Below are 23,332 nucleotides of genomic sequence, written 5' to 3'. Positions count from 1 at the left end.
AGCCCCTTCCTTCTGGATAACCTGGTCGCGTGCCCGATTCGGGTATTGGGGTGAAAGGGGTTGCACCGTGGGGTATTTCGCCGACAAGGTGGTGGTCGTCACCGGCGCTGGTTCGGGGATCGGGCGGGAGTTGGCGCTCGGGCTGGCGCACCGGGGCGCGCGCCTCGCGCTGTCCGACAAGTCCGATCACGCCGTCGCGACGACTGGGAAGCTTTGCGCCGCAGTCGGTTTCACCCCGACCGTGACCGTCCTCGATGTCACCGACCGGGACGCGGTGCTGGCCTATGCCGAAGGGACCGCCGCGCACTACGGGCGGGTGGAGGCGCTGTTCAACAACGCCGGGATCCTGCACGTCGGCGGGGTCGCGGAATCCCCGTTCGCGCATTTCGAGCAGGTGATGGACGTCGACTTCTGGGGAGTGGTCAACGGCACCAAGGCGTTTCTGCCGTATCTCCAGGCGGCCGAGCGCGCCAACGTCGTCAATGTGTCGTCGGCGTTCGGTCTGGTCGCGGTGGCGGGGCACGGACCGTACAACTCGGCCAAGTTCGCGGTGCGCGGGTTCACCGAATCGCTGCGCCAGGACATGCGCGCCGCGGGCGGGCGGGTGCGGGTCACCGGCGTCTATCCCGGCGGCGTGCTCACCACCATCGCGCGCACGGCGCAGTTCGCGCCGGGCATCGATGGGGCCGCGGTGGCCAGGCGGTTCGAGGACGAAGTCGCGCGAACAAGCCCCGAGGCCGCCGCCCGCACCATCCTGCGCGGCGCTGCGCGCGGGCACGCGAAGGTGCTCGTCGGACTCGACGCGCTATTGGCCGACCTGGTCACCCGGTACGCCGGGTCCTGTCACGAACGGGTGCTCGACTTGGTCTTCCGTTGAAGTCGCGGGGTCACTGCCGGGGCAGATCCAAATCCGCCATTTCCTTCTCGATTGCGTTCGCGGCGAAATCCACCCCGCGGGAACGCAATTCGTGGACGCGGCGATGAAGCGCCTCGATCCCGCCCGGTTGGGCCGCGATGTCGGCCACGCTGATCCGCCCCTTCGGCCGGTGCATACTCGAGTACGACACCGTGATACCTCCTGCCTGTCACGCATCACGCTCGCCGTGCCGACGGTCTCGTCGAGCCGCCGCACGCCGAGCATGCAGGCAAAATGCTATCAGCCGTTCTTGCTGGACACTTGATCAGTGTGTGCTGTATCACAGCACTTTCGCGCTGCGGTGGTTGGCCATGTTGTGTAGGTAGACCGCGCCGTTGAGCCGGATGCCGTCCTGCTCCGCCTCGCTCAGTTCGCGGCGCACCTTGCCGGGCACACCGGCCACGAGCGAGCCGGGCGGGATCTGCGCGCCCTCGGGAATCAGCGCGTTGGCGGCGATCAAGCTGCCCGCGCCGATCACCGCGCCGTTGAGCACCGTGGCGCCCATGCCGACGAGCACGTCGTCGCCGACGGTGCATCCGTGCAGAATCGCGTTGTGTCCCACCGACACTCCGCTGCCGACGGTCAGCGGGAAACCGGGGTCGGCGTGCAGCACGCAGCCGTCCTGGATGTTGGTGCGCGCGCCGACGGTGATTTGTTCCAAGTCGCCGCGCAGCACAGCGCTGTACCACACGCTCACCTCGGCGCCGAGCCGCACGCGCCCGATCACCGTGGCGTTGGGGGCGAGCCAGGCGCTCTCATCGATCTCCGGCGCGAAACCGCCGACCTCAATCCTCATGCTGGCAACGTAGCCGCGCGACGCCCGCCGTCGCGCACGGGGGCGTCGGCCGCGGCGCGGAAGAGGGCGCGGTGTGCGGCGGGACTGGCGCCGAGCAGGCGGCGGAAGTGGTGGCGCAGGCTCACCGCTGTCCCGAAGCCGGTCTCGGCGGCGATGCGGTCCACGGTGTCGTCGGTGGACTCGAGGAGCAGCCGGGCGCGGTCGGCGCGCTGGTGCAGCAACCACTGCTGCGGGCTGCTTCCGGTGCGTTCGCGGAAACGCCGGGTGAAGGTCCGCCGCGCCATCACCGCGACCGCTGCCCACGCGTCCAGATCGATCGGGTCGCCGAGATGCGTTCGCGCCCAGACCATGGCGCGCTCGATCGGATCGTTCTCGGCTTGGTCGGGCACGGCCACCGGGATGTACTGCGCTTGTGATCCGCTGCGGTGCGGCGCGGTGACCAGCGCCCTGGCCAGCTCGGTGGCGGCGCGGCTGCCGTGATCCTCCCGGACCAGGTGCAGGCAGCAGTCCAGTGCCGCGGCCACGCCCGCGGAGGTGATGACGTCGCCCAGATCGGACCACAGCGTGTCGGCGCGCACCCGCACCGCGGGATAGGCGCGGGCCAGGTCGGCGGCCGTGGCCCAGTGCGTGGTGATTTCCCGGCCGTCGACGAGACCGCTCGCGGCGATTGCCCAGGCGCCGAGGCACAGGCCGACGATCCGGGCACCGCGCGCGTGCGCCTGCTGTAGCGCGTCCCGCAGGTTTTCGGAGATGCCCGCGCCGCGCGTCCAGCTGGGCACGACGACGGTGTCGGCGCGCTCGAAGGCGGCGAGGCCGTCGGCGACGTGGATGTCGAAACCGCCTGGAGTGCGCAGGATTCCGGGATGTTCGGCGCAGACCCCCACCGTGTAGGGCGCCCGTCCGCCCGCGCCGACCCGGCCGAAGACCAGACCGGGTACGGAGAGGTGGAAGGGACTGATCCCGTCGTAGGCGAGCACGGTCACCGTATGCATGGCCCGATATTAGCGGTCCAAGGCTCACGGGCCACTGTTTGCGCGATCGTCCGGCGGCGACGATCGACGTCATGACCGAAACGATCGAACGCGCCGCCCTGGAAGTCCTGCACATCGGCGGCCCGACCATCCGCTTCCGCTACGGCGGTAGCGTCTGGCTGACCGATCCCACCTTCGACGAACCCGGTGACTACCCGGGCCTGGTCACCCTGCACAAGCTGACCGGCCCCGCCGTGCCGGTCGAGGAGGTCGGCCCGGTCGACGTCGTGCTGCTCTCGCACGATCAGCACGCCGACAACCTGGACACCGCGGGGCGTGCCTTCCTGGCCACCGTCGACACGGTGCTCTCCACCACCGAAGCGGCCACCCGAATGAAGGGCGTTCGAGGCCTGCACAATTGGGAGAGCTTCCGGGTCGGCGCGGTTACCGTTACCGGCGTGCCCGCGCTGCACGGGCCGGAAGGATGCGAGCCGCTGAGCGGGCCGGTCACCGGTTTCGTGCTGGAGGCCGCGGGGGAACCGACCATCTACGTATCCGGCGACAACGCGTCGGTGGACGTGGTCGCCGAGATCGCGCAGCGGTTCCCGCGGATCGACATCGCGTTGCTGAACGTCGGGGCGGCGAACGTCGGACGGTTCGGCGACAGCGACCTGACCCTGAACGCGCGGACCGCGGTGCGGGCGGCGAAGTCGCTCGGCGAAGCGGTGATCGTTCCGGTGCATGCGGAAGGGTGGGCGCACTTCACGGAAACGCTCGACTACCTGGCGCGAGTTTTCGGGTACGCGGGTCTGGCCGATCGGTTGCGCGTTCCGGTGACCGGGGAGGTCATCAGCGTCTGAAGTGGATCGTCCTCGGGCAGCATCCCGTCCACGTCGACGGCCCCGGTCGATCCGAATTCCGGTGGTGGCGGATGTGTCGGGTTCCGGGCCGGGTGCCCGCCGGTCGATCCGACCACGCCGCCGGTCCCGACGGTCCCCGTCGATCCCAACCCCGGTGGCGGCGGATGTGTTGGGTTCCGGGCCGGTTGCCCGCCGGTCGATCCGACCACGCCGCCGGTCCCGACGGTTCCCGTCGATCCCAACCCCGGTGGTGGCGGTTGCGGCGGGTTCCGGGCCGGTTGCCCGCCGATCCGATCCGCCCGTGCCGACGCCGCCATCGGTGCCGACCGTGCCCTCCGTGCCGACCGCGCCGGTCGATCCGAACCCGGGTGGTGGCGGTGTGTGCGTCGGCATTCCGGTCTGCCCGGCCGCGCTGCCTGCCGCCCCGGCGATCCGCTGACCCCTCCTTCGGTAGCGGGAGCCGTGGCCGCCCGTTGATCGGACGGCGAACAATTTTCGGCCGTGGGGTCGCGATGGCGTGCGGAGCCGCGGTTCCGGGCGTGTCGGACGGAACTTCTCCGCCCGGCTATGCGCGCCGTCGTGGCGAACCGTCCGCGGGTGGGCCACGATGGCGATATGAGGATCGGAGTGCCGCGGGAGGTCAAGGAGCAAGAATTCCGGGTCGCGCTCACGCCCGCCGGTGCCGGGGAGTTGGTTCGGCACGGGCACCGGGTGCTGTTCGAATCGGGCGCGGGCGTCGGGTCGGGGTTCGCCGATCGACACTATGCCGACGCGGGAGTCACCCTGGTGGACGGACCCGACGCGGTGTGGGCGGACGCCGAGTTGATCCTGAAGGTGAAAGAGCCGATCGCGCAGGAATACCCGCGGATGCGCCGCGACCAAGTGCTGTTCACCTACCTGCACTTGGCCGCCTCGCGGGACTGCACCGAGGCCATTCTGCGCTCCGGCATCACGGCCCTCGCCTACGAAACGGTGCGCGCCGCCGACGGCTCGTTGCCATTGCTCGCGCCGATGAGCGAGGTCGCGGGCAGGTTGGGTCCGCAGGTCGGCGCGTATCACCTGATGGCGCCGCTCGGCGGGTCCGGCGTGCTGCTCGGCGGAGTGCCCGGCGTGCGGCCCGCCGAGGTGGTCGTCCTCGGTGGCGGCGTGGCGGGGACCAACGCCGCGACCATGGCCGCGGGGATGGGCGCGCGGGTCAGCGTGCTCGACACCAACCTGGTGAAGCTGCGCGAACTCGACGAGCGGTTCCAGGGGCGGATCACCACGGTGGCGTCGAATGCCGCCGAGGTCGAGCGCGCGGTGCTCGGCGCCGATCTGGTCATCGGGTCGGTGCTCGTGCCGGGTGCGCGCGCCCCGAAGCTGGTCAGCGAGGAGATGGTCGCGGCGATGCGGCCCGGCACGGTGCTGGTCGACATCGCCATCGATCAGGGCGGCTGCTTCGCGGGTTCGCGGCCGACCACGCACGCGGATCCGACCTTCCGGGTGGCGGACGCGCTGTACTACTGCGTCGCGAACATGCCGGGCGCGGTCCCGCACACCGCCACCGTCGCCCTGACCAACGCCACCCTCCCGTACGTGCGCGCCATCGCCGACCAGGGATGGCGCGACGCGTGCACCACCCACCCCGACCTCGCCCACGGCCTTGCCGCCGATGGTGGCCGCTTGCTTTCCGCCGAAGTCGCGGCGGCCCACGGCTATCCCGTCACGCCGACGGTCGGCCTCGCCGGTTGACCGAGAGAAAAAGCAGTGCCACTCCCGCACCACCCGCACGGTGCACGCGCGCGAATGCACCGGCGGCCCGCTCCCACACATCGGCCGCACACCTCACAGAGTCGATGCCTATGCGAGGCGTGCGGGGACTGTGTGGGACCAGCCGCGGCTAGCTCTGGTCCGGGCCGAGGAACCAATCGGGGGTGTCGGTTTCCGGGAGTTCGCGCAGCTTGTCCGGGTTGCGGACGATGTGCAGGGCGACGATGCGGCCCTCGTCGACGGTGAAGGAGAAGACGCCGGTGTGGGCGCCGTCGAAGACGACCAGGCCGGGCTGGCCGTTGACCAGCACCGAGCGGCCCCACGCCCCGCGCGCGGACGGCGCGTTGTACCAACCGAGCAGCAGCTTCGCCACCAGCTCGGCGCCCCGCACGCCCTTGCGGATGGCGGGCACCTTGCCGCCGCCGTCGGCGGTCAGGCTGACGTTGGCGTCGAGTACGCCGAGCAGCGCGCTGAGATCCCCGGACCGCCACGCCACCGCGAACGCCGACACCACTTTCTCCTGCTCGTCGGGCGAGGCGGGGAAGCGGGGCGTTCCGTCCTCGACCCGTTTGCGGGCGCGTGAGGCGAGCTGACGGACCGCGGCCGGGGTGCGCCCCACCACCTCGGCGACCTCCGGACCGCTCATCCCGAACACGTCTTGCAGGACGAACGCGGTGCGCTCGGCGGGGGAGAGGGATTCCAGCACGACGAGCAGCGCGGTGGTGACCCGCTCGTCCTGGGTGATCCGATCGGCCGGATCGTCCACGGTGGTGACCTCCGGCTCGGGCAGCCAGTCCCCGACGTACTGTTCGCGGCGGGCACGGGCCGAGCCGAGCTGGTCGAGCGCCAACCGGCCGGTCACGGTGGTCAGCCAGGCGCGCAGGTTGTCGATCTCGGCCGCGGTCCCTGCCTCGTGCTGGCGCTGCAACCGCAGCCAGGCCTCCTGCACCACGTCGTCCGCGTCGGCGAGGCTGCCCAGCGTGCTGTAGGCGAGCCTGCGCAGATACGGCCGATGCTCCTCGAAGCGGCGCGCCAGCTCGGCGGCGTCGAGGGGCTCGGGCTTCTCGGCTGTCACTGCAACCACCGTTCGGTCGGGCGGCCCCGTGGCGGGGTCGTAGCGGGCGTCATCGGTATGACGAGGCAGGACCACTGAGTGTGACATCCCGGCGGTCGCTGCGGTCGTGCGCCCGCTAGTCTCGCCAGGTGCACACGGGGATCTCGGCCGGTGGCGGTCTGCTGCTCGGCTTCGCGCTGGATCGCGCGTTCGGCGACCCGCGCCGGTGGCATCCGGTGGCCGGATTCGGTTCGGCGGCAAGCGCGCTCGAATCCCTGACCTACGCCGATCGACGGACGGCGGGGGTGTTGCACGAGGCGGTCGCGGTCGGGGCCGTGGTCGGTCTCGGGCTCGCGGCGCGGCGGGGCGGCATCGTCGCCACCGCGCTCGCCACCTGGACCGTGCTCGGCGGACGCAGTCTGGCGGCCGCCGGTCGCGCCATGGCCGATCATCTGGAGTCGGGCGATCTGACCGCGGCCCGCGCGCTACTGCCCTCGCTGTGCGGGCGAGACCCGTCGGCGCTCGACGCCGACGGATTGGCCCGCGCCGCACTGGAATCCATCGCCGAGAACACCTCCGACGCCACCGTCGCACCGTTGTTCTGGGGCGCGGTGGCCGGCGTGCCCGGTCTGCTCGGCTATCGGGCGATCAACACCCTCGACGCGATGGTCGGTTACCGAAACGACCGCTACCACCGCTTCGGCTGGGCGGCCGCCCGGCTCGACGACGTCGCGAATCTAGCTCCCGCCCGCGTCAGCGGACTGCTCACCGCAGGGCTCGCGCCATTGGTCGGCGGACGCCCCGGCGCGGTGCTGCGCGCTTGGCGGCGCGACGCGGCAAGACATCCCAGCCCGAACGCGGGCGTCGTCGAGGCCGCGATGGCGGGTGCGCTCGGGGTTCGGCTCGGCGGGCGCACGCAGTACCGGTACGGGACGGAACTGCGGCCCACACTCGGCGACGGGCCCGCGCCGACGGTTCCGGATCTGCGCCGGGCGGTGCGGATGTCGGAGGCCGTTCAGGTTGGGGCGGTGGTGTTCGCGGCGGGGGCGGCATGGGGTCTGCCGACGCTGCTTCGGCGGCTCTCGCGCTGAATTCTGGGTGCTCGGCCGTACGCCGACTTTCCGCTGCTGTGGCTTTCGCGTGTCCGCTTCGGTGGCCGAACCCCGAAACCCCTCGGCGTCGGATCTACCGACGGCGAGGGGCAAGCGATGGCATGTCACCGCGAAGAAGTCGAGGGACACCACAGCGGCTGTTCTATTCGGCTGGTCGTGCGCGAAGGCGCTGTCGCTGTGGTTCGTTCGCTCACGCGCCCGTCAGCACCTCGCGCAATCTGGCGTCGAATGCGACGGGATCACCCATGGGCGCCCCCGCGAAACCCGTGTGATCGCCGGGGAACAGGGTCGGTTCGAGGTCGAGCAGATCCGCAAGCGCCCGCGACGAGCGGTCGCAGAACTGCCCGGCGGATTCTTCGCCGATACCGATCACCAGGCGCGTCGGTATCGAGCGCAACCGCTCGAGGTTCGGCTCCCACGACGTGGTGCCGCGGATTTCGTGGTTGAACCAGTAACTCTCGCTGGCTACCTGAGCCGGATCTCGATCGCCGCCGAACATCTGCGCCAAGACCGGCTCGGGCATCGAGATATCGGCGTTGACGAAGAACTGTCGCCACGCGCCGATCACATCGCCGCTGCGGTAGCTGGCGATCAAGTCCTCGACACCCTGACGTAATGCGTCGCGATCATCGAGCACCGCGTTGAGCGGCGGTTCATGTGCGATCGCGGTGCTGACCAGTTCGGGATGGTCCTGCGCCAGCGCCAGCGTCGTCACCGCACCCCCGCTCGAGCCGAACACCACGGCGGGGCCCGCGTCGAGGTGGGTGATGAGCCGGGCCAGGTCGTCGGCGCGCAGCTCGGGCGTCGAATCCTGGTCCGGGTCATCGAGCACGCTCCCCTGATGGCCGCGCGGATCGGTGGTGAGCACCAGGTGTTCGGCGGCGAGCAGATCGGCCAGCGGCGCGAACGCTGCGGCGTCCATCGGCGCGCCGATCAGCACGATCAGCGGTCCCGCGCCGCGTACCTCGTAATGCAGGCGCGCACCGGGAACTTCGAGCGTCCGCACGGCGGCGGCAGTCGATGTGGGATGCATGGGTCCTCCTCGAGCGACAGGCATGGGTGTTCGCTTGGGTAGACCGCCGGTGCGGCGGAAATTCATCGCACCATCCGATTTCGTCCAGACCCATCCTGCTGCCGGGCGCCGGAAAATGACTTGCCCGCGCCCCCGAGGCCCCTCCTAAGATCGGCCGAGTGACCGATACCAGCGCCGCCGACCTGGTCGAGCAGAACAAACGCCACTGGGACGAGCGTGTCCCGATCAACGCCGCGAGTTCGTTCTACGACCTCGACGGGTTTCGCGCGGGAGACGAGGACTTCGATCGGTTTCAGCTGGACGAGGTCGGTGACGTCGATGGTCTCGATCTCGTTCACCTGCAATGCCATATCGGCCTGGACACCTTGTCCTGGGCGCGGCGTGGCGCGCGGGTCAGCGGTCTGGACTTCTCGGCACCGGCGATCGAAGCGGCAGCGGAGCTCGCCGACGAGATCGGCCTCGGCGACCGCGCCACATTCGTCTCGGCCGACGTATTCGACGCCGTCGACGTGCTCGGCGCCGCCGCGTTCGACCTGGTCTACACCGGCATGGGCGCGCTGATGTGGCTGTCCGATATCCAGCGCTGGGCACGCACCGTCGCCGGTCTGTTGCGTCCGGGCGGACGGCTCTACCTGGTCGAAATGCACCCCGTTACCGACGTCCTCGACGACGCCACCGGTACCACCGTCGCGGGCGACTACTTCGCGCGCGACGCCCGCACGTACGAATTGCGCGGCTCCTACGCCGATTGGAACGCGCAGACCACGCACAACACGGTCACCGAGTGGCACCACACGCTCGGTGATGTCGTCAGCGCCGTCGCGGGCGCCGGGCTGCGCATCGAGTTCGTGCACGAGCACGACGTGATCCCGTTCCGGCGCTACGGCACGCTCGTCGCCGACGGGCCGCGGTTCCGGTATCCGGAGCCTTCCCGGCGCTTGCCGCTGCTGTACTCGTTGGCCGCCACAGCCGTCTAGCGAGCGAGAGTCGTTGGGCGCGCACGGTGGCAAGACCGTGGTGCTGAACCGGCGGGAGAACGCGGGACTCGGCATCCTCTCCGCGCGCGTGGGCGGGTCCATACCGGGTTGTACGAATAGCCGTCGTGCGCCGATCCGCCGGTCCGGACTCGGCGCGGCTGTGCGGGCAACGAGCCGATCCAGATCAGCTGACCGTGATCCGAGCCGCCTCGGCCCGACCCGATGCCACCGCATCGCCAGTGTGATCGCATGCGTTCTGCACGAATTCGCGGCGAAATGGCGGGATGGAGTCGGCGGGCCCGGGTGGGGTTTCGCGGGCCGGGGCGCGCGGGCCGAGTGAGAGCGTGGCGGCTCGCGATGCCGATCGCGATCAGGAGCGGTTACGTCCGTAGCGGTCGGCGAGTCTGGCCTCGGTCGTCGGGAGTGCCGGAGCGGGCGCGTTGGATTCGGTCGCGGTGGGCTCGGTCGGCGTGGGCTCCGTCGGCGTCGACTGCGCAGCCGCGGCTTTCTCCCTGCGGCGTTCGCGAATTTCCGCGTAGACGAAGTACCCGAGGCCCAGCGGCGCCATGATGCCGAAGGCCAGCCACTGCAACCCGTAGGAGAGGTACGGGCCCGCGTCGAGTTGGGGGAGCGGGGTAGGGGTGAACGCGCCCGGCTGGTTCTCCGAGAGTTGGAGGTACCCGCCGCGCTCACCCGCGGGGATTGGGGTGAGCGGCTGACCGAGCACGTCGGATTCCTGCGTGGTGTCGATCGAATACACCTGGCGGTAGCCGTCCTGGGTGAGCGGCGTCTTGTCCGCGCTCACGCCCTCCGACATTCGGACCCGGCCCTCGAGGCGCTGCATGCCCGCCGGTGGTTCCGGGATCTGCGGCGGCCGCGAGGATCCGTCCACCCCGGCGACCAGACCGCGGTCGACGAGCAACGTGCGCCCGTCGTCCAAGCGGAACGCCGCGAGCACCGCGTAGCCGGGCGCGCCGTCCAGGTGCCGCAGGCGCACCAGCACCGTCGAATCGGGCAGGTAGCTGCCCGTGGCCGTGACGCGCCGCCATTCGGTGTGCTCGGCACCGGAGGCGTCGAGCACCGTGGTCACGTCGACCGGGTCGGCGCGCACCGAGTCGGCGATCAGTTGGTTGCGGTGCTCGGTGGCGGTGTTCTTGCCGAGCTGCCACGGCGCGAGCACGGTGAAGCACAGGTAGGCGAAGGCGGCCACCAGCGCGGCGAGGATCAGCCAGCTGGGGCGCAGCAGGAACGCCAGGCGGCGCATCACGGCCGCCCGTCCGCGACGGCGACTCGGTCCAGCGCCGCGCGCACCCAGTCCAGCAGGCCGGGGATCGCGGCCTCGATCTGCGCGCGGACGAGTTCGAAGTCGGCGGCGGTGCCGTAGTACGGGTCGGGCACGTCCGGGCCGTCGGCTGCGGGATCGAAACTGCGCAGCAGCTTGCGGCGATCGGACGGGACGCCGAGTCGGGCCAGTGCCCGCTCGTGCCCGGTGTCCAGCGCGATGAGCAGGTCGGCCTCGCGGTGATCGGCGCCGACGACGGCGGCCACGTGACCCGCCGGATAGCCGTATTTCAGCAGCGTCTCGGTGGTGCGCGGGTCGGCGTCGTCGCCGACGTGCCAGGAGCCGGTGCCCGCGCTGCTCACCCGCACCCGGTCGGCCAAGCCGGCGAGGCGCAAGTGGTGCGCGAACATCTTCTCCGCCATCGGCGATCGGCAGATATTGCCGGTACAGACGAACGAGACGTGCAGGTCACCCACGACAGCCATTCTGGCCGGTCACCCCGTACGCCCGCCACGTAGGGTGTGATCTCGTGCCCTCCGACACAGTCGACCCCGCGCTGCTTCGCCATCACGGCGACGTCGACGCGTGCCCGGGCATGCTCGATTTCGCGGTCAACGTGCAGGGCAGCGAGCCGCCGTCGTGGTTGCGCGAACGTCTCGCAGCCCGGCTGACCGACCTCGCCCGCTACCCGAGCGCCGCCGAGGACCTGGCCGCCCGCACCGCCGTCGCCGCCCGGCACGGCCGCCGCCGGGACGAGGTGCTGCTGCTCGCGGGCGCGGCCGAAGGGTTCGCTCTCCTGCCGAAGCTCGCTCCTCGTCTCGCGGCGGTGGTGCACCCGTCGTTCACCGAACCGGAACTGGCGCTGCGTCAGGCCGACGTCCCCGTCACGCGGGTGCTGCTCGAACCGCCCTACACCCTCGACCCCCTCGCCGTGCCGGAGGAGGCCGATCTCGTCGTCCTCGGCAACCCGACCAACCCGACCTCGGTCCTGCACCCCGCCGAAACTCTCCGCGCCTTGCGGCGCCCCGGCCGCCTCGTCGTCGTCGACGAGGCCTTCGCCGACGCCGTCCCCGGCGAACCGGAATCCCTTGCGGCCACCGCCACCCCCGACATCCTCGTCCTGCGCAGCCTCACCAAGACCTGGGCGCTCGCGGGTCTCCGCTGCGGCTACTTCCTCGCCGCTCCCGACGTGCTCGCCCGCCTCGACCACGGCCGCCCGCACTGGCCCCTGGGCATCCTCCAGCTCGAGGCGATCGCCGCGACCGCCTCTCCCTCGGCCGTCGCCGAATCCGAGCGTCACGCGACCGTCCTCGATGTTGCCCGTGCGGCGATGGTCGAACGCCTCACCGCGCTCGGCGTCCACGTCCACACGCCCGCGCACGCGCCGTTCCTCCTTCTGCGGGTCGCCGACGGCGAATCCTTGCGCAAGCACCTCGCCGATTCAGGAATCGCGGTGCGCCGGGCCGATACATTTCCTGGGCTCGGACCCGATTACCTGCGCGTGGCGGTGCGGGACGATGCCGCGGTGGACCGTTTGTGCGCTGCCATCCGCACCGCGCCCGGTCGCGTTTAGCGGGCGAGTTCGCGTGCGGCCCGATAGGTGACCAAGTCTTCGCCGGAGCGTGTACGGCGCGGGGCGGGCAACCGGTCCGATCGCGGTCCATCGGGCCGTGTGCTCCGCTCGACATGTCGATGGTGGAACTCGCGCTGGCCTCCACGCGGCGGTCGTACGACCGCTGGGTCATCTCGTTCGAGAACAAGGCGTCTGGAGCGCATTCGAGTCGATACGCCTGGTCTCCTCAGCAGAGACGAGGCGGCTCGTCCGAGTGGACAGAGCATCGGGTGTGTTGTCCGCGCCGAACTCCGAGGCTGGATGATGGAGGACGACCGGCGCCCGCCGGGACGGGAGTTCGGGAGGAGTGGGGTAGGCGGATGGTGACGACGCTGGCGGATCTCATCGGGGTGCTGGACGCGGCGTATCCGCCGAAGCTGGCGGAGTCGTGGGACTCGGTCGGGTTGGTGTGCGGTGATCCCGAAGACGATGTCACCAGGGTGTTGTTCGCGGTGGACGCGACCGCCGAGGTCGTCGACGAGGCCATCGATTGGCGCGCCCAGGCGTTGGTGGTGCACCATCCGCTGCTGCTGCGCGGCGTCGACACCGTGGCCGCCGACACCGCCAAAGGCGCTCTGCTGCACCGCCTCATCCGTTCCGGTTGCGCCCTGTTCACGGCCCATACCAACGCCGACTCCGCCGACCCCGGCGTCTCGGACGCGCTCGCCGCCGCGATCGGTCTGACGGTCACCGCGCCACTGGACCCGAAACCCACCGCCGCGGTGGACAACTGGGTCGTCCAAGTCCCGCGCACCCACACCGAGGCGGTGCTGAACGCCCTGTTCGCCGCGGGTGCGGGCGGTAGCGGGAGCTATCACGACTGCGCGAGCTGGGCGCCGAGCACCGGACAGTTCCGTCCCATGCCTGGCGCGAATCCGGCGATCGGCACGATCGGCGAACTGGAACGCGTCGACGAGGATCGCATCGAGGTCGTCGCACCGCCCGCCGCCCGCAGCGCGGTGCTGGCCGCCCTGCGCGCGGCGCACCCGTACGAGGACCCGGCTTACCACGTCACCGAGCGCGCCGCCCTGCCGTCCGGGCTCGGCATCGGACGCATCGGAACCCTGTCCGAACCGGAACCCTTGCGCGCCTTCACCGCTCGCGTCTCCGCCGCGCTCCCGTCCACCGTCTGGGGTGTCCGCGCCGCGGGCGATCCGGATCGGATGATCGAGCGCGTCGCGGTGTGCGGCGGCGCGGGCGACTCCTATTTGGCCAAGGCCGCCCGCCTCGGCGTCGACGCCTACCTCACCTCCGACCTGCGCCACCACCCCGCCGACGAACACCTGCGCACAGGCGGGCCCGCTCTCGTCGACGCCGCCCATTGGGCCACCGAGTTCCCCTGGTGCGCGCAAGCGGAAGGCATTGTCGCCGCAGCGCTTCCCGGCGTGGAGACCCGCGTCTCCACCATCCGCACCGACCCGTGGACCGTGGCCGCCGTCGACTGACAGTTCCGCGCCGTTCCCGGGAATCGAAGGGCCGGAAGCGGGTACAACTACCGCATGAGTTACCCGGTGGATTTCGGGATCGTGCAGATCGGGTTGATCCTGCTGATCCTGATCGCGGTCGCGCTGCTCGTTTCGGCGTTGGTGAAGGTGCGCAGGGTCGGGCCGCGGGTGCTGCTCGGCCGGGGTGCGGGCGGGCTCGTGCTCCTCGTCGTCGCGGTGCTGCTGCTGTGGGTCGCGACCCTCATGCAGACCTACCTCGGACTGAGCGGCGAGATCAAAGCCGCGCACGTGGTGGTGAGCGAGGTTGCGGGCGAGGACCATCAGCTCGAAGTCGACCTCACGCTCTACGGCGACGATGACAATCCGGAGCGCCGCGAGAAGTTCCGCGTCCAGGGCGATCTGTGGGTGTTGCAAGCCAACATCGTCGAGCTGGAACCCTGGGTGAACGCCCTCGGCTTCCACTCCGGTTACAAGGTCAGCCGCTTGTACGGCCAGCGCCTCGACGGCGTCGCCACCACCCAGAACCACATCTTCCTCAACGGCGACGACACCGGCTTCTTCGCCGACATGCGCGACGGAAAGTGGTGGACCGACCCCTTCGTTCGCTCCGCCTACGGCAACGCCGTCATCGCGACCCCAGGCGAATACGACGTCTACATCTCCCGCGACGCCATCAAGACCCGCGCGCCCGGAAGTTGAACTGCCGCCACCGCGCGGTTTGCCGACGATTTACGCCGTCTGTGTGCACCGGGCGTCACCACGCGTTCGTGCGCTCCCGGTTCACCACGTCGATTCGGTCCTGAAGTCGCCGGATGATCTCGTCGGTCAGGCCCGGTGCGATGCTGAAGTCGTTCCTGCTGTGGTCGACTAGCAGATACTGCCCGTGCAGACCGGTGTGTGTTCTCGCCGAGCGACACGCGATGTCGCCGGTCCCGGCTGTTTTTCCTGAGCGACGCGCGCATGTCCGACCTGATCAGGCGGCCGCGCACTCGCACCACGCGACCCGCACATTCCTCGGCCCGGTCTCGGAACCAACCGCCGCATGGCCGGGGTACGGTTGAGCACTGGCATTCGCCGCCCGGCGGATACCCCCGGCCCGTCCACAGTGTTCAGGAGTTTGTCCGCGTTGAATGTCGAACCACCGATCCAGGCCAAGCTGCTTCAGCTCGCGGCTGTCGACGCCGAACTGACGCGGATCGCGCATCGGCGCACCGTGCTGCCCGAGCTGCAGGAGGTGGCGCGGCTGGAGGGGGAGCGCAACAAGCACAAGGACGCCGCGGTGGCGGTGGAGATCGTGCTGGACGACCTCGATCGCGACATCCGCAAACTCGAGGGCGAGATCGAGGCGGTCCGCAAGCGCGAGGAGCGCGACCGCGGCTTGCTGACGGCCGGTTCCGTTAACGCCAAACAGCTTTCGGAGCTCCAGCACGAGCTGGGCAGTCTGGAGCGGCGGCGCGGCGTCCTGGAGGACGAACTGCTCGAGGTGATGGAGCGCCGCGAGGCGTCCGCCTCCGATCACGACCACGCGGGCGCCCGGCTGAGCAAGACCGAAGAGGAGCTCGCCGAGGCGCAACGGCTGCGCGACGAAGCGCTGGCGGACCTGGAGGTGGCGCAGGGGCGGTGTGCGGACGATCGCTCCAACCTGGTCGGACTGTTCCCCGCGGAGCTGCTGAACGCCTACGACAAGCAGAAGGCCGAGCGCGGTGTCGGCGCGGCGCTGCTGCAAGCGCGCAAGTGCGGCGCGTGCCGGATCGAGCTGGACCGCGGTGAGATCGCGCGTATCGCGAAGACGGCGCCCGACGTGGTGGTGCGCTGCCCCGAATGCAACGCGATCTTGGTGCGCACCAAGGAATCCGGTCTGTGACCTGCGGGTCCGATCGTCCGGATGCCGAGGAGGTCCGGTGAGTTACGAGCACGTGATCGTCGAGGCGGACGGTGGTTCGCGCGGCAACCCCGGCCCCGCTGGCTACGGTGCGGTCGTCTTCGCCGCCGACCACGTCGCGGTGCTCGCCGAACGGCGGGAAAGCCTCGGCATCGCCACCAACAATGTCGCCGAGTATCGCGGGCTGATCGCAGGCCTGGAGGCCGCCGCCGAGCTGGGCGCGCGCACGGTGGACGTGCGGATGGATTCCAAGCTGGTGGTCGAGCAGATGTCGGGCCGCTGGAAGGTCAAGCACGCGGCGATGATCCCGCTGGCCGATCGAGCTCGCCGTCTGGTCGCAGGCTTCGACCGGGTCGGCTTCACCTGGATTCCGCGCGCCCAGAACTCGCACGCCGACCGCCTGGCCAACGAGGCGATGGACGACGCCACCCTGGTCGACGAGGTGCGGGCGGCCCGCGAGGCAGGACAGGAGACCCCGCTGCGCGACACTGTCGGTCGCGCGCCAGCGGGGACCTCCGTTGGCACAGCGCACGGTGAGTCGGAAGCGGACGCCGCCGCGAGTTCGGCCGCCGTAGCCGAGCCAGACGCCCCGGTGTACCACGCTGCCGCCGCGGAAACCTCGCACGACCGCCCGGCGCTTCAAGCCAGCGGTGATCGCGGCCCTGCCGCTGAGCCTTCCGCCCACGGCGCCGAACAGAACGGCCCCAGCTGGATCGACGAAGTCCGAGAGGCTCGCGTAGACCCCGCGAACACCGAGGCCGCCTCCAGCAGCCCCGGCTGGACCGGCGCGATCGGCCGCCCTACCCGCCTGCTCCTGCTCCGCCACGGCCAAACCGAACTCTCAGTGCAACGCCGCTATTCGGGCCGCGGTAACCCGCCGCTCACTGCGCTCGGTCGCGAACAGGCCGCGCGCGCGGCGAAAATGATTGCGGCCAAAGGCGATATCGCCGCGGTTCTGAGCTCGCCGCTCGGACGCGCCCGGGAGACCGCGGAGGCCGCGGGCGCCGCGCTGAATGTGCCGGTGCGCACGCACGACGGGCTCATCGAGACCGATTTCGGCGCCTGGGAGGGCCTGACGTTTCTCGAAGCGGCGCAACGCGATCCAGAGTTGCACGCGCGCTGGCTCGGCGACCCGTCGGTGGCGGCGCCAGGCGGGGAGAGTTTCGACGAGGTGCGCGAACGGGTGGAGGCGGTGCGCCGCGACCTGGTCGCGCTGTATCCGGGCCGGAATGTGCTGGTGGTCAGCCACGTGACGCCGATCAAGACGCTGTTGCAGCTGGCGCTCGGGGTGGGCCCGTCGCTGCTGTACCGGCTGCACCTGGATCTGGCGTCGCTGTCGATCGCGGAGTTCTACCCGGACGGCGGGTCCTCGGTGCGTCTGGTCAACGACACCTCCTACCTGCCCTGAACGCCCCTTACCGACGCATCGGCGGCCGTCTCCGGGTACGGTGGCGCGGCACACATCGCATTGCGCGCACCGGCCGCTACCCCAACGCTGAGGTAGCCGACAGTCGACCGAGGACGCGTACTCGGTTCGCTCCGCCTTCGCGCGGAATGGGCCGGAACGAGCATCGCGTCACCGTTGATGTCGGTGCGATGCCGCACGATGTGTGGGGTGGGTCGATTCCTCGATCGAAATCGAGTGTCGGCCCGTGTCTTTCGAGAAGGAGAGTTTCTGCTGTGAGATTCAGGTGGATGGCGGCCGTGACGGCCGTCGTCGCGGGTGTGGGCGCCGCTGTCTCGGGCGCCGCGCAGGCCGCTCCGGGGAGTGCGGTGCTGGGCGGAAGCTCCGGCCTCGTCTTCGAGAACAACTCCGCGTGCTCGCTCACCGCCATCGGCCACGACAACGCCGGTCGTCTGGTGGGCCTCACCGCGGGCCACTGCGCGCCCGCCGGTACGCGGCTGGCCTCGGAGGCGGCGCTGGATGTGGGCGGAGTCGGTGTGGTGGCCTACTCCGACAACGGGGAGGGGCTGGATTTCGCTGTGTTGCAGTTCGATCCGGCGAAGGTGACGCCGGTTCGCACGGTCGGCGCCACCACGATCAACGGGATCGGCCCGACGCCGGGTCCCGGCACCACCGTGTGCTCCAACGGTCGCACCAGCGGCCCGGGCTGCGGTGTCGTCTGGGGCAACCTGGACGAGACCATCACCTTGAACCAGGCCTGCTCGAAGCCGGGTGACTCCGGCGGTCCCGTGACGGTCGGCGACCGCCTGGTCGGCATGAACCAGGGCAGGCTGACCGGCCTGGCGGGCATTGGCTTCGACGTGCCGTGCACCACCGCGGCCAACCCGATCCACTCACCGGCGTTCTTCGCGCCGATCGACGTGATCCTCGCCGCCGTCAACGCCATCGGTGGCGTCGGCGCCGGATTCCGTCCGATCTGAGTCGTTTCCGGCCGAACCGTTCACCGTCGCGTCCCCGCGCTGCTCTCCCAGACCGCGCAGGGCCGCGGCGGTGAATTCGTCCAGGGGGTAGAACAATTCGATGGCGAGCTCGGAGAGCGTCACGTCCGCGGGCGCCCCGAACGTCGCCATCGTGCTGAACATCGCCATCTCACCGAGCGGCGTCTCGATCCGGACCGGCACCTGGAACGGGCCCGTCGGCGCCGCGTGATCCGCCGCCGGATCGGGCGGCGCCGGGTAGCTCAGCACCTCGTCGTGCAGCGCGCGCAGGCGCTCGTCGCCGGTCGCGTCCGCCTGGCGGCCCAGCCGTTCCAGGAACAGCTCGCGCACCTGTGCGGGATTGGCCAGCCGCGCGATCAGGCCGTCCGGGTGCAGCACCAGCCGGTAGACGTTGGGACGCGGCGTCAGCAGATGCTCCGGAACGCCCGCCGTGAGCACCGACATCGCGGAGTTGCCGGTGACCACATTCCACCACCGGTCCACCACCACCGCCGGGTAGGGCTCGTGCGCGGCGAGCATGGTCGCCACCGCCGAGCGCACCGCGGTCAGCTCGGCGTCGTCGAGGCTGGACTCGCGGTAGGCGGGCGCGAAACCGGCGGCCAGCAGCAGCGTATTGCGTTCCCGCAGCGGCACATCCAGCGCCTCGCACAGCCGAAGCACCATCGCCCTGCTCGGCGCCGCGCGACCGTTCTCCAGGTAGGACACGTGGCGGGCCGAGCTGTCCGCGGCCAGCGCCAGATCCAACTGGCTCAGCCGCCGGCGCTGTCGCCAGTCGCGCAGCAGCGGGCCGATCCGGGAACCGTTCTCCACGTCAGCAGGGTAGCCACCGCCTCGCGCGCATGACCTCCGAGGTTATTGAGACGCTTACCGCGCCCCGGCATCGTGGTGGCGGACACGATCGACCGACAGGAGATGGACATGAGCACGGCAGCACTCGCCGCCCCACCCGCCGACCCGTTGCGCACCGCAGTGCGCGTCGACGGCTGGAGTACCGGGGCGTTCGGCGTCGTCATGCTGGGCGGAGCCGGCGCGCTGCGCGACCCGCTCGGGCTGCCGACGGCGTGGTCGATTCCGTTCGGGGTCGCGATGGTGGGCGGTGCGCTGGCACTCCTGCTGATCGCGGGGTATCCGCGGATCCGCGCGCGGCACGCGAAGGCGGTCGTGGCGGTGAATGCCCTGTCGGCGGTGGGAATGGTGACGTTGGCGTTCTCGGGGGTTCTCGAGCTGACCGGATTGGGTGTGGTGTTCATGCTGATCGGCGCCGCCGTGGTCGCCGCCTTCGCCGCGACCGAATACAACGCGCTGCGACGGGGCGCGCTGTGAGCGCCCCGGATGCCGAGCGTGCATCGAAGCGCGCGGCGGGGCGTTCGACGGCCGCGTCCTCGGATTCGGTGGAACGCACGGGGATCGCCGCACCGAACACTACGGATACGGCGGACGAAGGCCGATTGCTGGAACTGCTGGCCGCACAGGCCGCCGCCTGGGCCGCGGGTGACGGTGTGGCGTTCGCCGCGACGTTCACCGAGGACGCCGACTTCGTCTCGGTCATCGGTGAATTCGTCCGCGGCCGAGCCGAGTTGGCCGAGGTCATGCAGCAGGGATTCGACGGCTTCATGAAGGGCACGCGCCTCTCGTCTCCGCGGGAAGCCACGATCCGGTTTCCGGCGCCGGATGTGGCCGTGCTGGTCACCAATGGCGTCTGTGTGCTGCGGGATGGCGCGAATACCTGCCGCCCGGAAGACCTTTCGATCCAAACCCGCATCGCAGTGCGCGAGAACGGAGAGTGGTTGTTCACGTCCTTCCAGAACACCCGCATCTGGCGAGCACCCTGACACCGGCCACAGTCAGGATTCGTCACGCGGGAGGTGACCGAGACCCTCGCCCAGCCGTCGACCGACCGCGAGGCCCTGCCCCGTCGACCTAATGGACGAGGCGGGACGCGCGGTCGGTATCAGGCGGGACTTCGCGAGCGGGGGTATGGTTCTCGCCAACCTGGCGACCCGAGTAGATCCCGGCCGATCGCCCAAGATCTACGCCGGGACGGGGTCCGAGTCCGGTCCGAGGACCGCTTCCAGCTTCGTGAGGAAGCGGACGAAATGCGGATCGGACTCCGGAACCGCGAACCGGTCGATATCCCACCACCGCCCACCGGCGAACTCCCGCGGGTCGAGCCGGTACTCGTGGGTGCGCTCGCCGCGAATCACATACCAGAGGCTCACGTCCTCGTGACCACCGCCGATCCCGACGGTCGTGGTCACGGTGAGGAACAGCGGCGCGGAACCCACCACGTCGAATTCGGCGGTGATACCGAGTTCCTCGCCCGCCTCCCGCCGGGCCGCGTCGAACGGATGCTCGCCGGGGTCGAGATGACCACCCATCGGCAACCACAAACCGGCCAGCCGATGCCGTCCGAGGAACACCGCACGCGACGCCGGGTCGACCAGCACCGTGTACGCCACCAGATGCCGCGGTGGCACCGCCGGTTTCTCCCTGCGGAACACGTCGTCGGTCGACGCCAGCCAGTCCAGGGTCGTCGCGATGTCCTCGCGCTCGAGCTTGTCGCACGGGTCGATCCCGCGGACGGTCTCGGCGACCGCGGCAGTCGCTGCGTTCATGGCCCGCGACTGTAGCGGCGGGCACCGACAACCTGTTTGTTCCGCCCCCACCCGGGTACGCGACCTCGAAGCGACAAGGAGGTACCCATGGACCCGCGACGCCCCACCGACCCGGACACCGACAAGCTGCACGACCTCGTCGACACCGCCAAAGACAAGGCCACCGACGCCAAACACCGCGCCGAGGACCGCAGCGCGGCGGCCGCGCTCGCCGCGACCGATCTGGTGGACCGTGCGAGGACCCGGGTCCGCGACGCGGCCGAGCACGGCGAGGAGGCGCTGCCCGAACCGGTCGCCGAGCGCGGTCGCGACATCGCCGCCGCCGTCCGCCAACAGCCACTTCCGTTCGCGCTGGCCACCCTCGCCGCGCTGCTCATCCTGTGGCGGACCCTGCGCCGTTCACGCTGACGCACCGGTCACCGCACGTGGGTCTGCTCATCCTGTGGCGGACCCTGCGCCGCGCACGCTGACACGCCGGTTGCCCTGCGCCGGACTGCTTGTCGATGGCGAACGCAGCGCACCTCACGTCGACGCGGCCGACACCTGCGCCCACGCGATCGTGCATCAGCAAAGTCCCGCAAGCTTGTACAGCACCAGCGACCCCGCCACCGCCACGTTCAAACTGTGCCCGGTGCCCACCATCGGGATCTCCACCGCCACATCGAGCAACTCCAATCCCTCGGGTGGAATCCCGTCGAGTTCGTGGCCGAGCACCATGACCGTGCGCTTGCGGGCCGTCGGCAGATCGGCCAGTCGGATGGATTCGTCGGTGAGCTCCACACCGACCACGGCCGAACCGCCCGCCCGTTGCCGAGTCAGCCAGCGGTCCACGCGCCCGTCCACCCAGTGCACACACTGCCGGTGGCGCAACGTGTTTCCTTGATTCAACGCGTCGGGCACCCACGGGCGGCGCGGCACGGCGAGGCACGCGCCGACGGCGTCGCAGGTGCGCAACAGGGTGCCGAGATTGGCGCCGTGCTTGGGCCACAGCGGCGCGGCGATCAGATGGTTCCAGCAGCCGTGCGCGCGTTGTCGCCGCTGCTGGCGCAGTTCCGGGCGGGTGCGTACCCGCGCGGCGCTCATCGGTGGACGGGAAGACCCTTCCCAAGGGGGACAGAGAGTTTCATGACGACGATGCTTCGCGGCGCACCGGGGCCATCGCAGAAGGAATCCGGTTCCAGAAACGATACCCGCCCCGGCGCACCGAAAGTGCGCCGGGGACGAGACTCACGGCCGCAGTACCGAGACCAGGAAATCGGTCTGGTCGTAGACCGCCTGCTCGAAGACGTCGTCGAAGTACACGTCGAAATGCCCGACGGGATAACGCTTCACGACCGCGTGCTTGGTGCGTTCGGCCGCCTTCAACGCGGGCTTGGCAGGCGCGATGGAATCGTTGTCGGCCACCGCGTAGAACACCGGCATCTTCAGTGCCTTGGCATGCCGACCCGGTGAGTCGAAGAGCGCGGGAAAGGCCACGCGCGCGGCCACTTTCGGGTCGTAGGTCTCGCTCTCCTCGGCCAGCCTGCCGAAACCCTCCGGCACGTCGGTGGCGCTCATCAGCGCCGCGGACCGCTTGCGCCCGGCCAGCCGGACGCGAATCGGCTTGCGCCGCAACGGCCCGATGAGCAGATCGGTGGCGGCGAGGGTGGCGACCTTGGTCATGCTGATCGGCCCCTTGGCCCATGCCGAAGCCCACCCGCTGGTGAACGGCACCTGGGCGACCACGGCGGCGATGTAATCGTCCTCCGGCGCCACCGTCAGCACGTGACCGCCGCCGAACGAGGTGCCCCACAGCGCGATTCGGGTCTTGTCGATGCCGCGCAGCGTGCGCGCGTACGCGATGGCCGACCGCCAGTCCTCCCGCTGCCGCGCGATGTTCAGCAACTGGCGCGGATCACCTTGGCTCGCACCGAAATGTCGGTAGTCGAACACCAGCACGGCCATGCCCGCCGCGGCGAATCGACGGGCGTACCTGTCCAAACCCATGTCCCGCGTGCCCCCCAGACCATGCCCCATCACCACGAGCGGACGGGGCTTGGGGACGCCTGCGGGAGGGTACAGCCAGGCGGCGCATTGCTGGCCACCTGAGGGAAAACTGACCTCGAGACGTTCCATGACGTCTAACCGTACTGGCGCGAGCGGCCGCTCACCTGCCGGGGAGTATCCTGGCACGCGCGGACGAGTTGGTCGGGCGGCCGCGGCGATGGGAACGGGCACCTCGGTGCCGCCGCCTGTCGCCGAGGAAAGTCCGGACTCCAGAGAGCAGGGCGGTTGCTAACGGCAACCCGGGGTGACCCGCGGGACAGTGCCACAGAAAACAGACCGCCCGTGTCCCTTCGGGGACGCGCGGTGAGGGTGAAACGGTGCGGTAAGAGCGCACCAGCGCCCCGGGTGACCGGGGCGGCTCGGTAAACCCCGCCCGGAGCAAGGTCGAAGGTCGCACTTCTCGGAGTGCGGCTGCGCAGGCGTTCGAGGGCTGCTCGCCCGAGCCTGCGGGTGGGCCGCTCGAGGCACCCGGCGACGGTGTGCCCAGATGGATGGTCGCCGCCCGGTGCGAACCGGGAACAGGATCCGGCTTACAGACCAACTCGTCCGCCACACGCCCGGGTGGCCCGTGCCGAGCCG

At 70.4% G+C, this 23,332-nt stretch carries 26 protein-coding genes and 1 other RNA gene; 16 read left to right on the top strand and 11 right to left on the bottom strand.

The annotated features are described in order from the left end of the window. Positions 1 to 67: 67 nt before the first annotated feature. Positions 68 to 877, top strand: coding sequence for an SDR family NAD(P)-dependent oxidoreductase (locus T333_RS16035; protein WP_355000648.1), 810 nt, complete (start codon positions 68 to 70; stop codon positions 875 to 877). Positions 878 to 887: 10 nt separating this feature from the next. On the opposite strand, the gene T333_RS16030 is transcribed toward T333_RS16035, so the two are convergent. From T333_RS16030 to T333_RS16020, 3 genes are all read right to left on the bottom strand, one after another. Further along, entirely contained in the window at positions 888 to 1,025 is a 138-nt protein-coding gene (locus T333_RS16030) for a hypothetical protein (protein WP_245910181.1), read from the bottom strand. A 171-nt stretch (positions 1,026 to 1,196) separates the two neighbouring features. Beyond that, complete coding sequence (locus T333_RS16025) at positions 1,197 to 1,712, bottom strand: gamma carbonic anhydrase family protein (RefSeq protein WP_141812470.1); 516 nt, start codon at positions 1,710 to 1,712, stop codon at positions 1,197 to 1,199. Then, complete coding sequence (locus T333_RS16020) at positions 1,709 to 2,704, bottom strand: GlxA family transcriptional regulator (RefSeq protein WP_496424942.1); 996 nt, start codon at positions 2,702 to 2,704, stop codon at positions 1,709 to 1,711. Before T333_RS16020 ends, T333_RS16025 begins: the two co-directional genes overlap by 4 nt. 71 nt (positions 2,705 to 2,775) lie before the next feature. On the opposite strand from T333_RS16020, the gene T333_RS16015 reads away from it, so the two are divergent. The 3 genes from T333_RS16015 (at position 2,776) to ald (ending at position 5,274) form a co-directional block, all read left to right on the top strand. Beyond that, positions 2,776 to 3,543, top strand: a complete 768-nt coding sequence (locus T333_RS16015) for an MBL fold metallo-hydrolase (RefSeq protein ID WP_496424941.1) — start codon at positions 2,776 to 2,778, stop codon at positions 3,541 to 3,543. 301 nt (positions 3,544 to 3,844) lie between these two features. Beyond that, a complete protein-coding gene (locus T333_RS16010) occupies positions 3,845 to 3,982 on the top strand; it encodes a hypothetical protein (protein ID WP_496424940.1) in 138 nt (45 codons plus the stop codon). Positions 3,983 to 4,158: 176 nt separating this feature from the next. After that, positions 4,159 to 5,274, top strand: a complete 1,116-nt coding sequence (ald, locus tag T333_RS16005; RefSeq protein WP_496424939.1) for an alanine dehydrogenase — start codon at positions 4,159 to 4,161, stop codon at positions 5,272 to 5,274. A gap of 148 nt (positions 5,275 to 5,422) precedes the next feature. On the opposite strand, the gene sigJ is transcribed toward ald, so the two are convergent. Then, positions 5,423 to 6,367, bottom strand: a complete 945-nt coding sequence (gene sigJ / locus T333_RS16000) for an RNA polymerase sigma factor SigJ (protein WP_496424938.1) — start codon at positions 6,365 to 6,367, stop codon at positions 5,423 to 5,425. 128 nt (positions 6,368 to 6,495) lie between these two features. Between sigJ and T333_RS15995 the strand changes: the two genes are divergently transcribed. Next, entirely contained in the window at positions 6,496 to 7,437 is a 942-nt protein-coding gene (locus tag T333_RS15995; RefSeq protein WP_496424937.1) for a cobalamin biosynthesis protein, read from the top strand. 211 nt (positions 7,438 to 7,648) lie between these two features. Here T333_RS15995 and T333_RS15990 read toward each other — a convergent pair whose 3' ends face one another. Then, positions 7,649 to 8,491 carry an alpha/beta fold hydrolase gene (locus T333_RS15990; RefSeq protein WP_496424936.1) on the bottom strand — a complete coding sequence of 281 codons (843 nt, stop codon included), beginning with the start codon at positions 8,489 to 8,491 and terminating at the stop codon, positions 7,649 to 7,651. A gap of 158 nt (positions 8,492 to 8,649) precedes the next feature. Between T333_RS15990 and T333_RS15985 the strand changes: the two genes are divergently transcribed. Next, positions 8,650 to 9,468 (top strand): class I SAM-dependent methyltransferase, encoded by an 819-nt coding sequence (locus T333_RS15985; RefSeq protein ID WP_496424935.1) that lies wholly within the window; start codon positions 8,650 to 8,652, stop codon positions 9,466 to 9,468. Between the two features lie 370 nt (positions 9,469 to 9,838). Here T333_RS15985 and T333_RS15980 read toward each other — a convergent pair whose 3' ends face one another. Both T333_RS15980 and T333_RS15975 read right to left on the bottom strand, forming a co-directional pair. Further along, positions 9,839 to 10,732, bottom strand: coding sequence for an SURF1 family cytochrome oxidase biogenesis protein (locus T333_RS15980; RefSeq protein WP_496425309.1), 894 nt, complete (start codon positions 10,730 to 10,732; stop codon positions 9,839 to 9,841). After that, positions 10,732 to 11,235, bottom strand: coding sequence for a low molecular weight protein-tyrosine-phosphatase (locus T333_RS15975; RefSeq protein WP_355000636.1), 504 nt, complete (start codon positions 11,233 to 11,235; stop codon positions 10,732 to 10,734). The genes T333_RS15980 and T333_RS15975 overlap by 1 nt, the downstream gene beginning before the upstream one ends. Before the next feature lie 44 nt (positions 11,236 to 11,279). Between T333_RS15975 and cobC the strand changes: the two genes are divergently transcribed. From cobC to T333_RS15945, 6 genes are all read left to right on the top strand, one after another. After that, complete coding sequence (gene cobC / locus T333_RS15970; RefSeq protein ID WP_496424934.1) at positions 11,280 to 12,323, top strand: Rv2231c family histidinol phosphate aminotransferase CobC; 1,044 nt, start codon at positions 11,280 to 11,282, stop codon at positions 12,321 to 12,323. 359 nt (positions 12,324 to 12,682) lie between these two features. Further along, a complete protein-coding gene (locus T333_RS15965) occupies positions 12,683 to 13,807 on the top strand; it encodes a Nif3-like dinuclear metal center hexameric protein (RefSeq protein ID WP_496424933.1) in 1,125 nt (374 codons plus the stop codon). A 54-nt stretch (positions 13,808 to 13,861) separates the two neighbouring features. Next, positions 13,862 to 14,506 (top strand): hypothetical protein, encoded by a 645-nt coding sequence (locus T333_RS15960; RefSeq protein WP_496424932.1) that lies wholly within the window; start codon positions 13,862 to 13,864, stop codon positions 14,504 to 14,506. A 427-nt stretch (positions 14,507 to 14,933) separates the two neighbouring features. Then, on the top strand, positions 14,934 to 15,671 hold the full coding sequence (locus T333_RS15955; protein WP_357254609.1) for a zinc ribbon domain-containing protein: 738 nt from the start codon (positions 14,934 to 14,936) through the stop codon (positions 15,669 to 15,671). A gap of 37 nt (positions 15,672 to 15,708) precedes the next feature. Further along, positions 15,709 to 17,097, top strand: coding sequence for a bifunctional RNase H/acid phosphatase (locus T333_RS15950; RefSeq protein WP_496424931.1), 1,389 nt, complete (start codon positions 15,709 to 15,711; stop codon positions 17,095 to 17,097). 287 nt (positions 17,098 to 17,384) lie between these two features. Then, positions 17,385 to 18,074, top strand: coding sequence for a chymotrypsin family serine protease (locus T333_RS15945; protein ID WP_355001137.1), 690 nt, complete (start codon positions 17,385 to 17,387; stop codon positions 18,072 to 18,074). Here the strand turns inward: T333_RS15945 and T333_RS15940 are convergent. Continuing rightward, positions 17,988 to 18,902, bottom strand: a complete 915-nt coding sequence (locus T333_RS15940) for a helix-turn-helix domain-containing protein (RefSeq protein ID WP_496424930.1) — start codon at positions 18,900 to 18,902, stop codon at positions 17,988 to 17,990. The two genes, T333_RS15945 and T333_RS15940, sit on opposite strands and share 87 nt — an antisense overlap. 108 nt (positions 18,903 to 19,010) lie before the next feature. On the opposite strand from T333_RS15940, the gene T333_RS15935 reads away from it, so the two are divergent. Next, positions 19,011 to 19,415, top strand: coding sequence for a hypothetical protein (locus T333_RS15935; protein ID WP_496424929.1), 405 nt, complete (start codon positions 19,011 to 19,013; stop codon positions 19,413 to 19,415). Next, positions 19,412 to 19,924, top strand: a complete 513-nt coding sequence (locus T333_RS15930; protein WP_496424928.1) for an SgcJ/EcaC family oxidoreductase — start codon at positions 19,412 to 19,414, stop codon at positions 19,922 to 19,924. The genes T333_RS15935 and T333_RS15930 overlap by 4 nt, the downstream gene beginning before the upstream one ends. A 198-nt stretch (positions 19,925 to 20,122) precedes the next feature. Here T333_RS15930 and T333_RS15925 read toward each other — a convergent pair whose 3' ends face one another. Continuing rightward, positions 20,123 to 20,707 carry an NUDIX hydrolase gene (locus tag T333_RS15925; RefSeq protein WP_496424927.1) on the bottom strand — a complete coding sequence of 195 codons (585 nt, stop codon included), beginning with the start codon at positions 20,705 to 20,707 and terminating at the stop codon, positions 20,123 to 20,125. An 87-nt stretch (positions 20,708 to 20,794) separates the two neighbouring features. Here T333_RS15925 and T333_RS15920 point away from each other — a divergent pair, with 87 nt between their 5' ends. Continuing rightward, entirely contained in the window at positions 20,795 to 21,115 is a 321-nt protein-coding gene (locus tag T333_RS15920; protein ID WP_357254621.1) for a hypothetical protein, read from the top strand. Between the two features lie 156 nt (positions 21,116 to 21,271). On the opposite strand, the gene T333_RS15915 is transcribed toward T333_RS15920, so the two are convergent. Beyond that, positions 21,272 to 21,790 carry a TrmH family RNA methyltransferase gene (locus tag T333_RS15915; protein WP_357254623.1) on the bottom strand — a complete coding sequence of 173 codons (519 nt, stop codon included), beginning with the start codon at positions 21,788 to 21,790 and terminating at the stop codon, positions 21,272 to 21,274. A gap of 144 nt (positions 21,791 to 21,934) precedes the next feature. Then, complete coding sequence (locus T333_RS15910; protein ID WP_355000617.1) at positions 21,935 to 22,822, bottom strand: alpha/beta hydrolase; 888 nt, start codon at positions 22,820 to 22,822, stop codon at positions 21,935 to 21,937. A 64-nt stretch (positions 22,823 to 22,886) separates the two neighbouring features. Between T333_RS15910 and rnpB the strand changes: the two genes are divergently transcribed. Further along, an RNA gene (gene rnpB, locus T333_RS15905) (RNase P RNA component class A) lies at positions 22,887 to 23,302 on the top strand. Positions 23,303 to 23,332 lie beyond the last annotated feature (30 nt).

It is taken from the genome of Nocardia sp. CNS-044 (assembly GCF_059570515.1).
This window is presented reverse-complemented; position numbering and strand designations above follow the sequence as displayed.

Bases quoted from the DNA above. Each gene is read 5' to 3' on its own strand.
- T333_RS15910 (WP_355000617.1), bottom strand. From the start codon at position 22,822: ATGGAACGTCTCGAGGTCAGTTTTCCCTCAGGTGGCCAGCAATGCGCC.
- T333_RS15990 (WP_496424936.1), bottom strand. From the start codon at position 8,491: ATGCATCCCACATCGACTGCCGCCGCCGTGCGGACGCTCGAAGTTCCC.
- T333_RS15975 (WP_355000636.1), bottom strand. From the start codon at position 11,235: ATGGCTGTCGTGGGTGACCTGCACGTCTCGTTCGTCTGTACCGGCAAT.
- T333_RS15960 (WP_496424932.1), top strand. From the start codon at position 13,862: ATGAGTTACCCGGTGGATTTCGGGATCGTGCAGATCGGGTTGATCCTG.
- T333_RS16025 (WP_141812470.1), bottom strand. From the start codon at position 1,712: ATGAGGATTGAGGTCGGCGGTTTCGCGCCGGAGATCGATGAGAGCGCC.
- T333_RS15935 (WP_496424929.1), top strand. From the start codon at position 19,011: ATGAGCACGGCAGCACTCGCCGCCCCACCCGCCGACCCGTTGCGCACC.
- T333_RS15925 (WP_496424927.1), bottom strand. From the start codon at position 20,707: ATGAACGCAGCGACTGCCGCGGTCGCCGAGACCGTCCGCGGGATCGAC.
- T333_RS15920 (WP_357254621.1), top strand. From the start codon at position 20,795: ATGGACCCGCGACGCCCCACCGACCCGGACACCGACAAGCTGCACGAC.
- T333_RS15980 (WP_496425309.1), bottom strand. From the start codon at position 10,732: ATGCGCCGCCTGGCGTTCCTGCTGCGCCCCAGCTGGCTGATCCTCGCC.
- T333_RS15945 (WP_355001137.1), top strand. From the start codon at position 17,385: ATGGCGGCCGTGACGGCCGTCGTCGCGGGTGTGGGCGCCGCTGTCTCG.
- ald (WP_496424939.1), top strand. From the start codon at position 4,159: ATGAGGATCGGAGTGCCGCGGGAGGTCAAGGAGCAAGAATTCCGGGTC.
- T333_RS16015 (WP_496424941.1), top strand. From the start codon at position 2,776: ATGACCGAAACGATCGAACGCGCCGCCCTGGAAGTCCTGCACATCGGC.
- T333_RS15965 (WP_496424933.1), top strand. From the start codon at position 12,683: ATGGTGACGACGCTGGCGGATCTCATCGGGGTGCTGGACGCGGCGTAT.
- T333_RS15915 (WP_357254623.1), bottom strand. From the start codon at position 21,790: ATGAGCGCCGCGCGGGTACGCACCCGCCCGGAACTGCGCCAGCAGCGG.
- T333_RS16020 (WP_496424942.1), bottom strand. From the start codon at position 2,704: ATGCATACGGTGACCGTGCTCGCCTACGACGGGATCAGTCCCTTCCAC.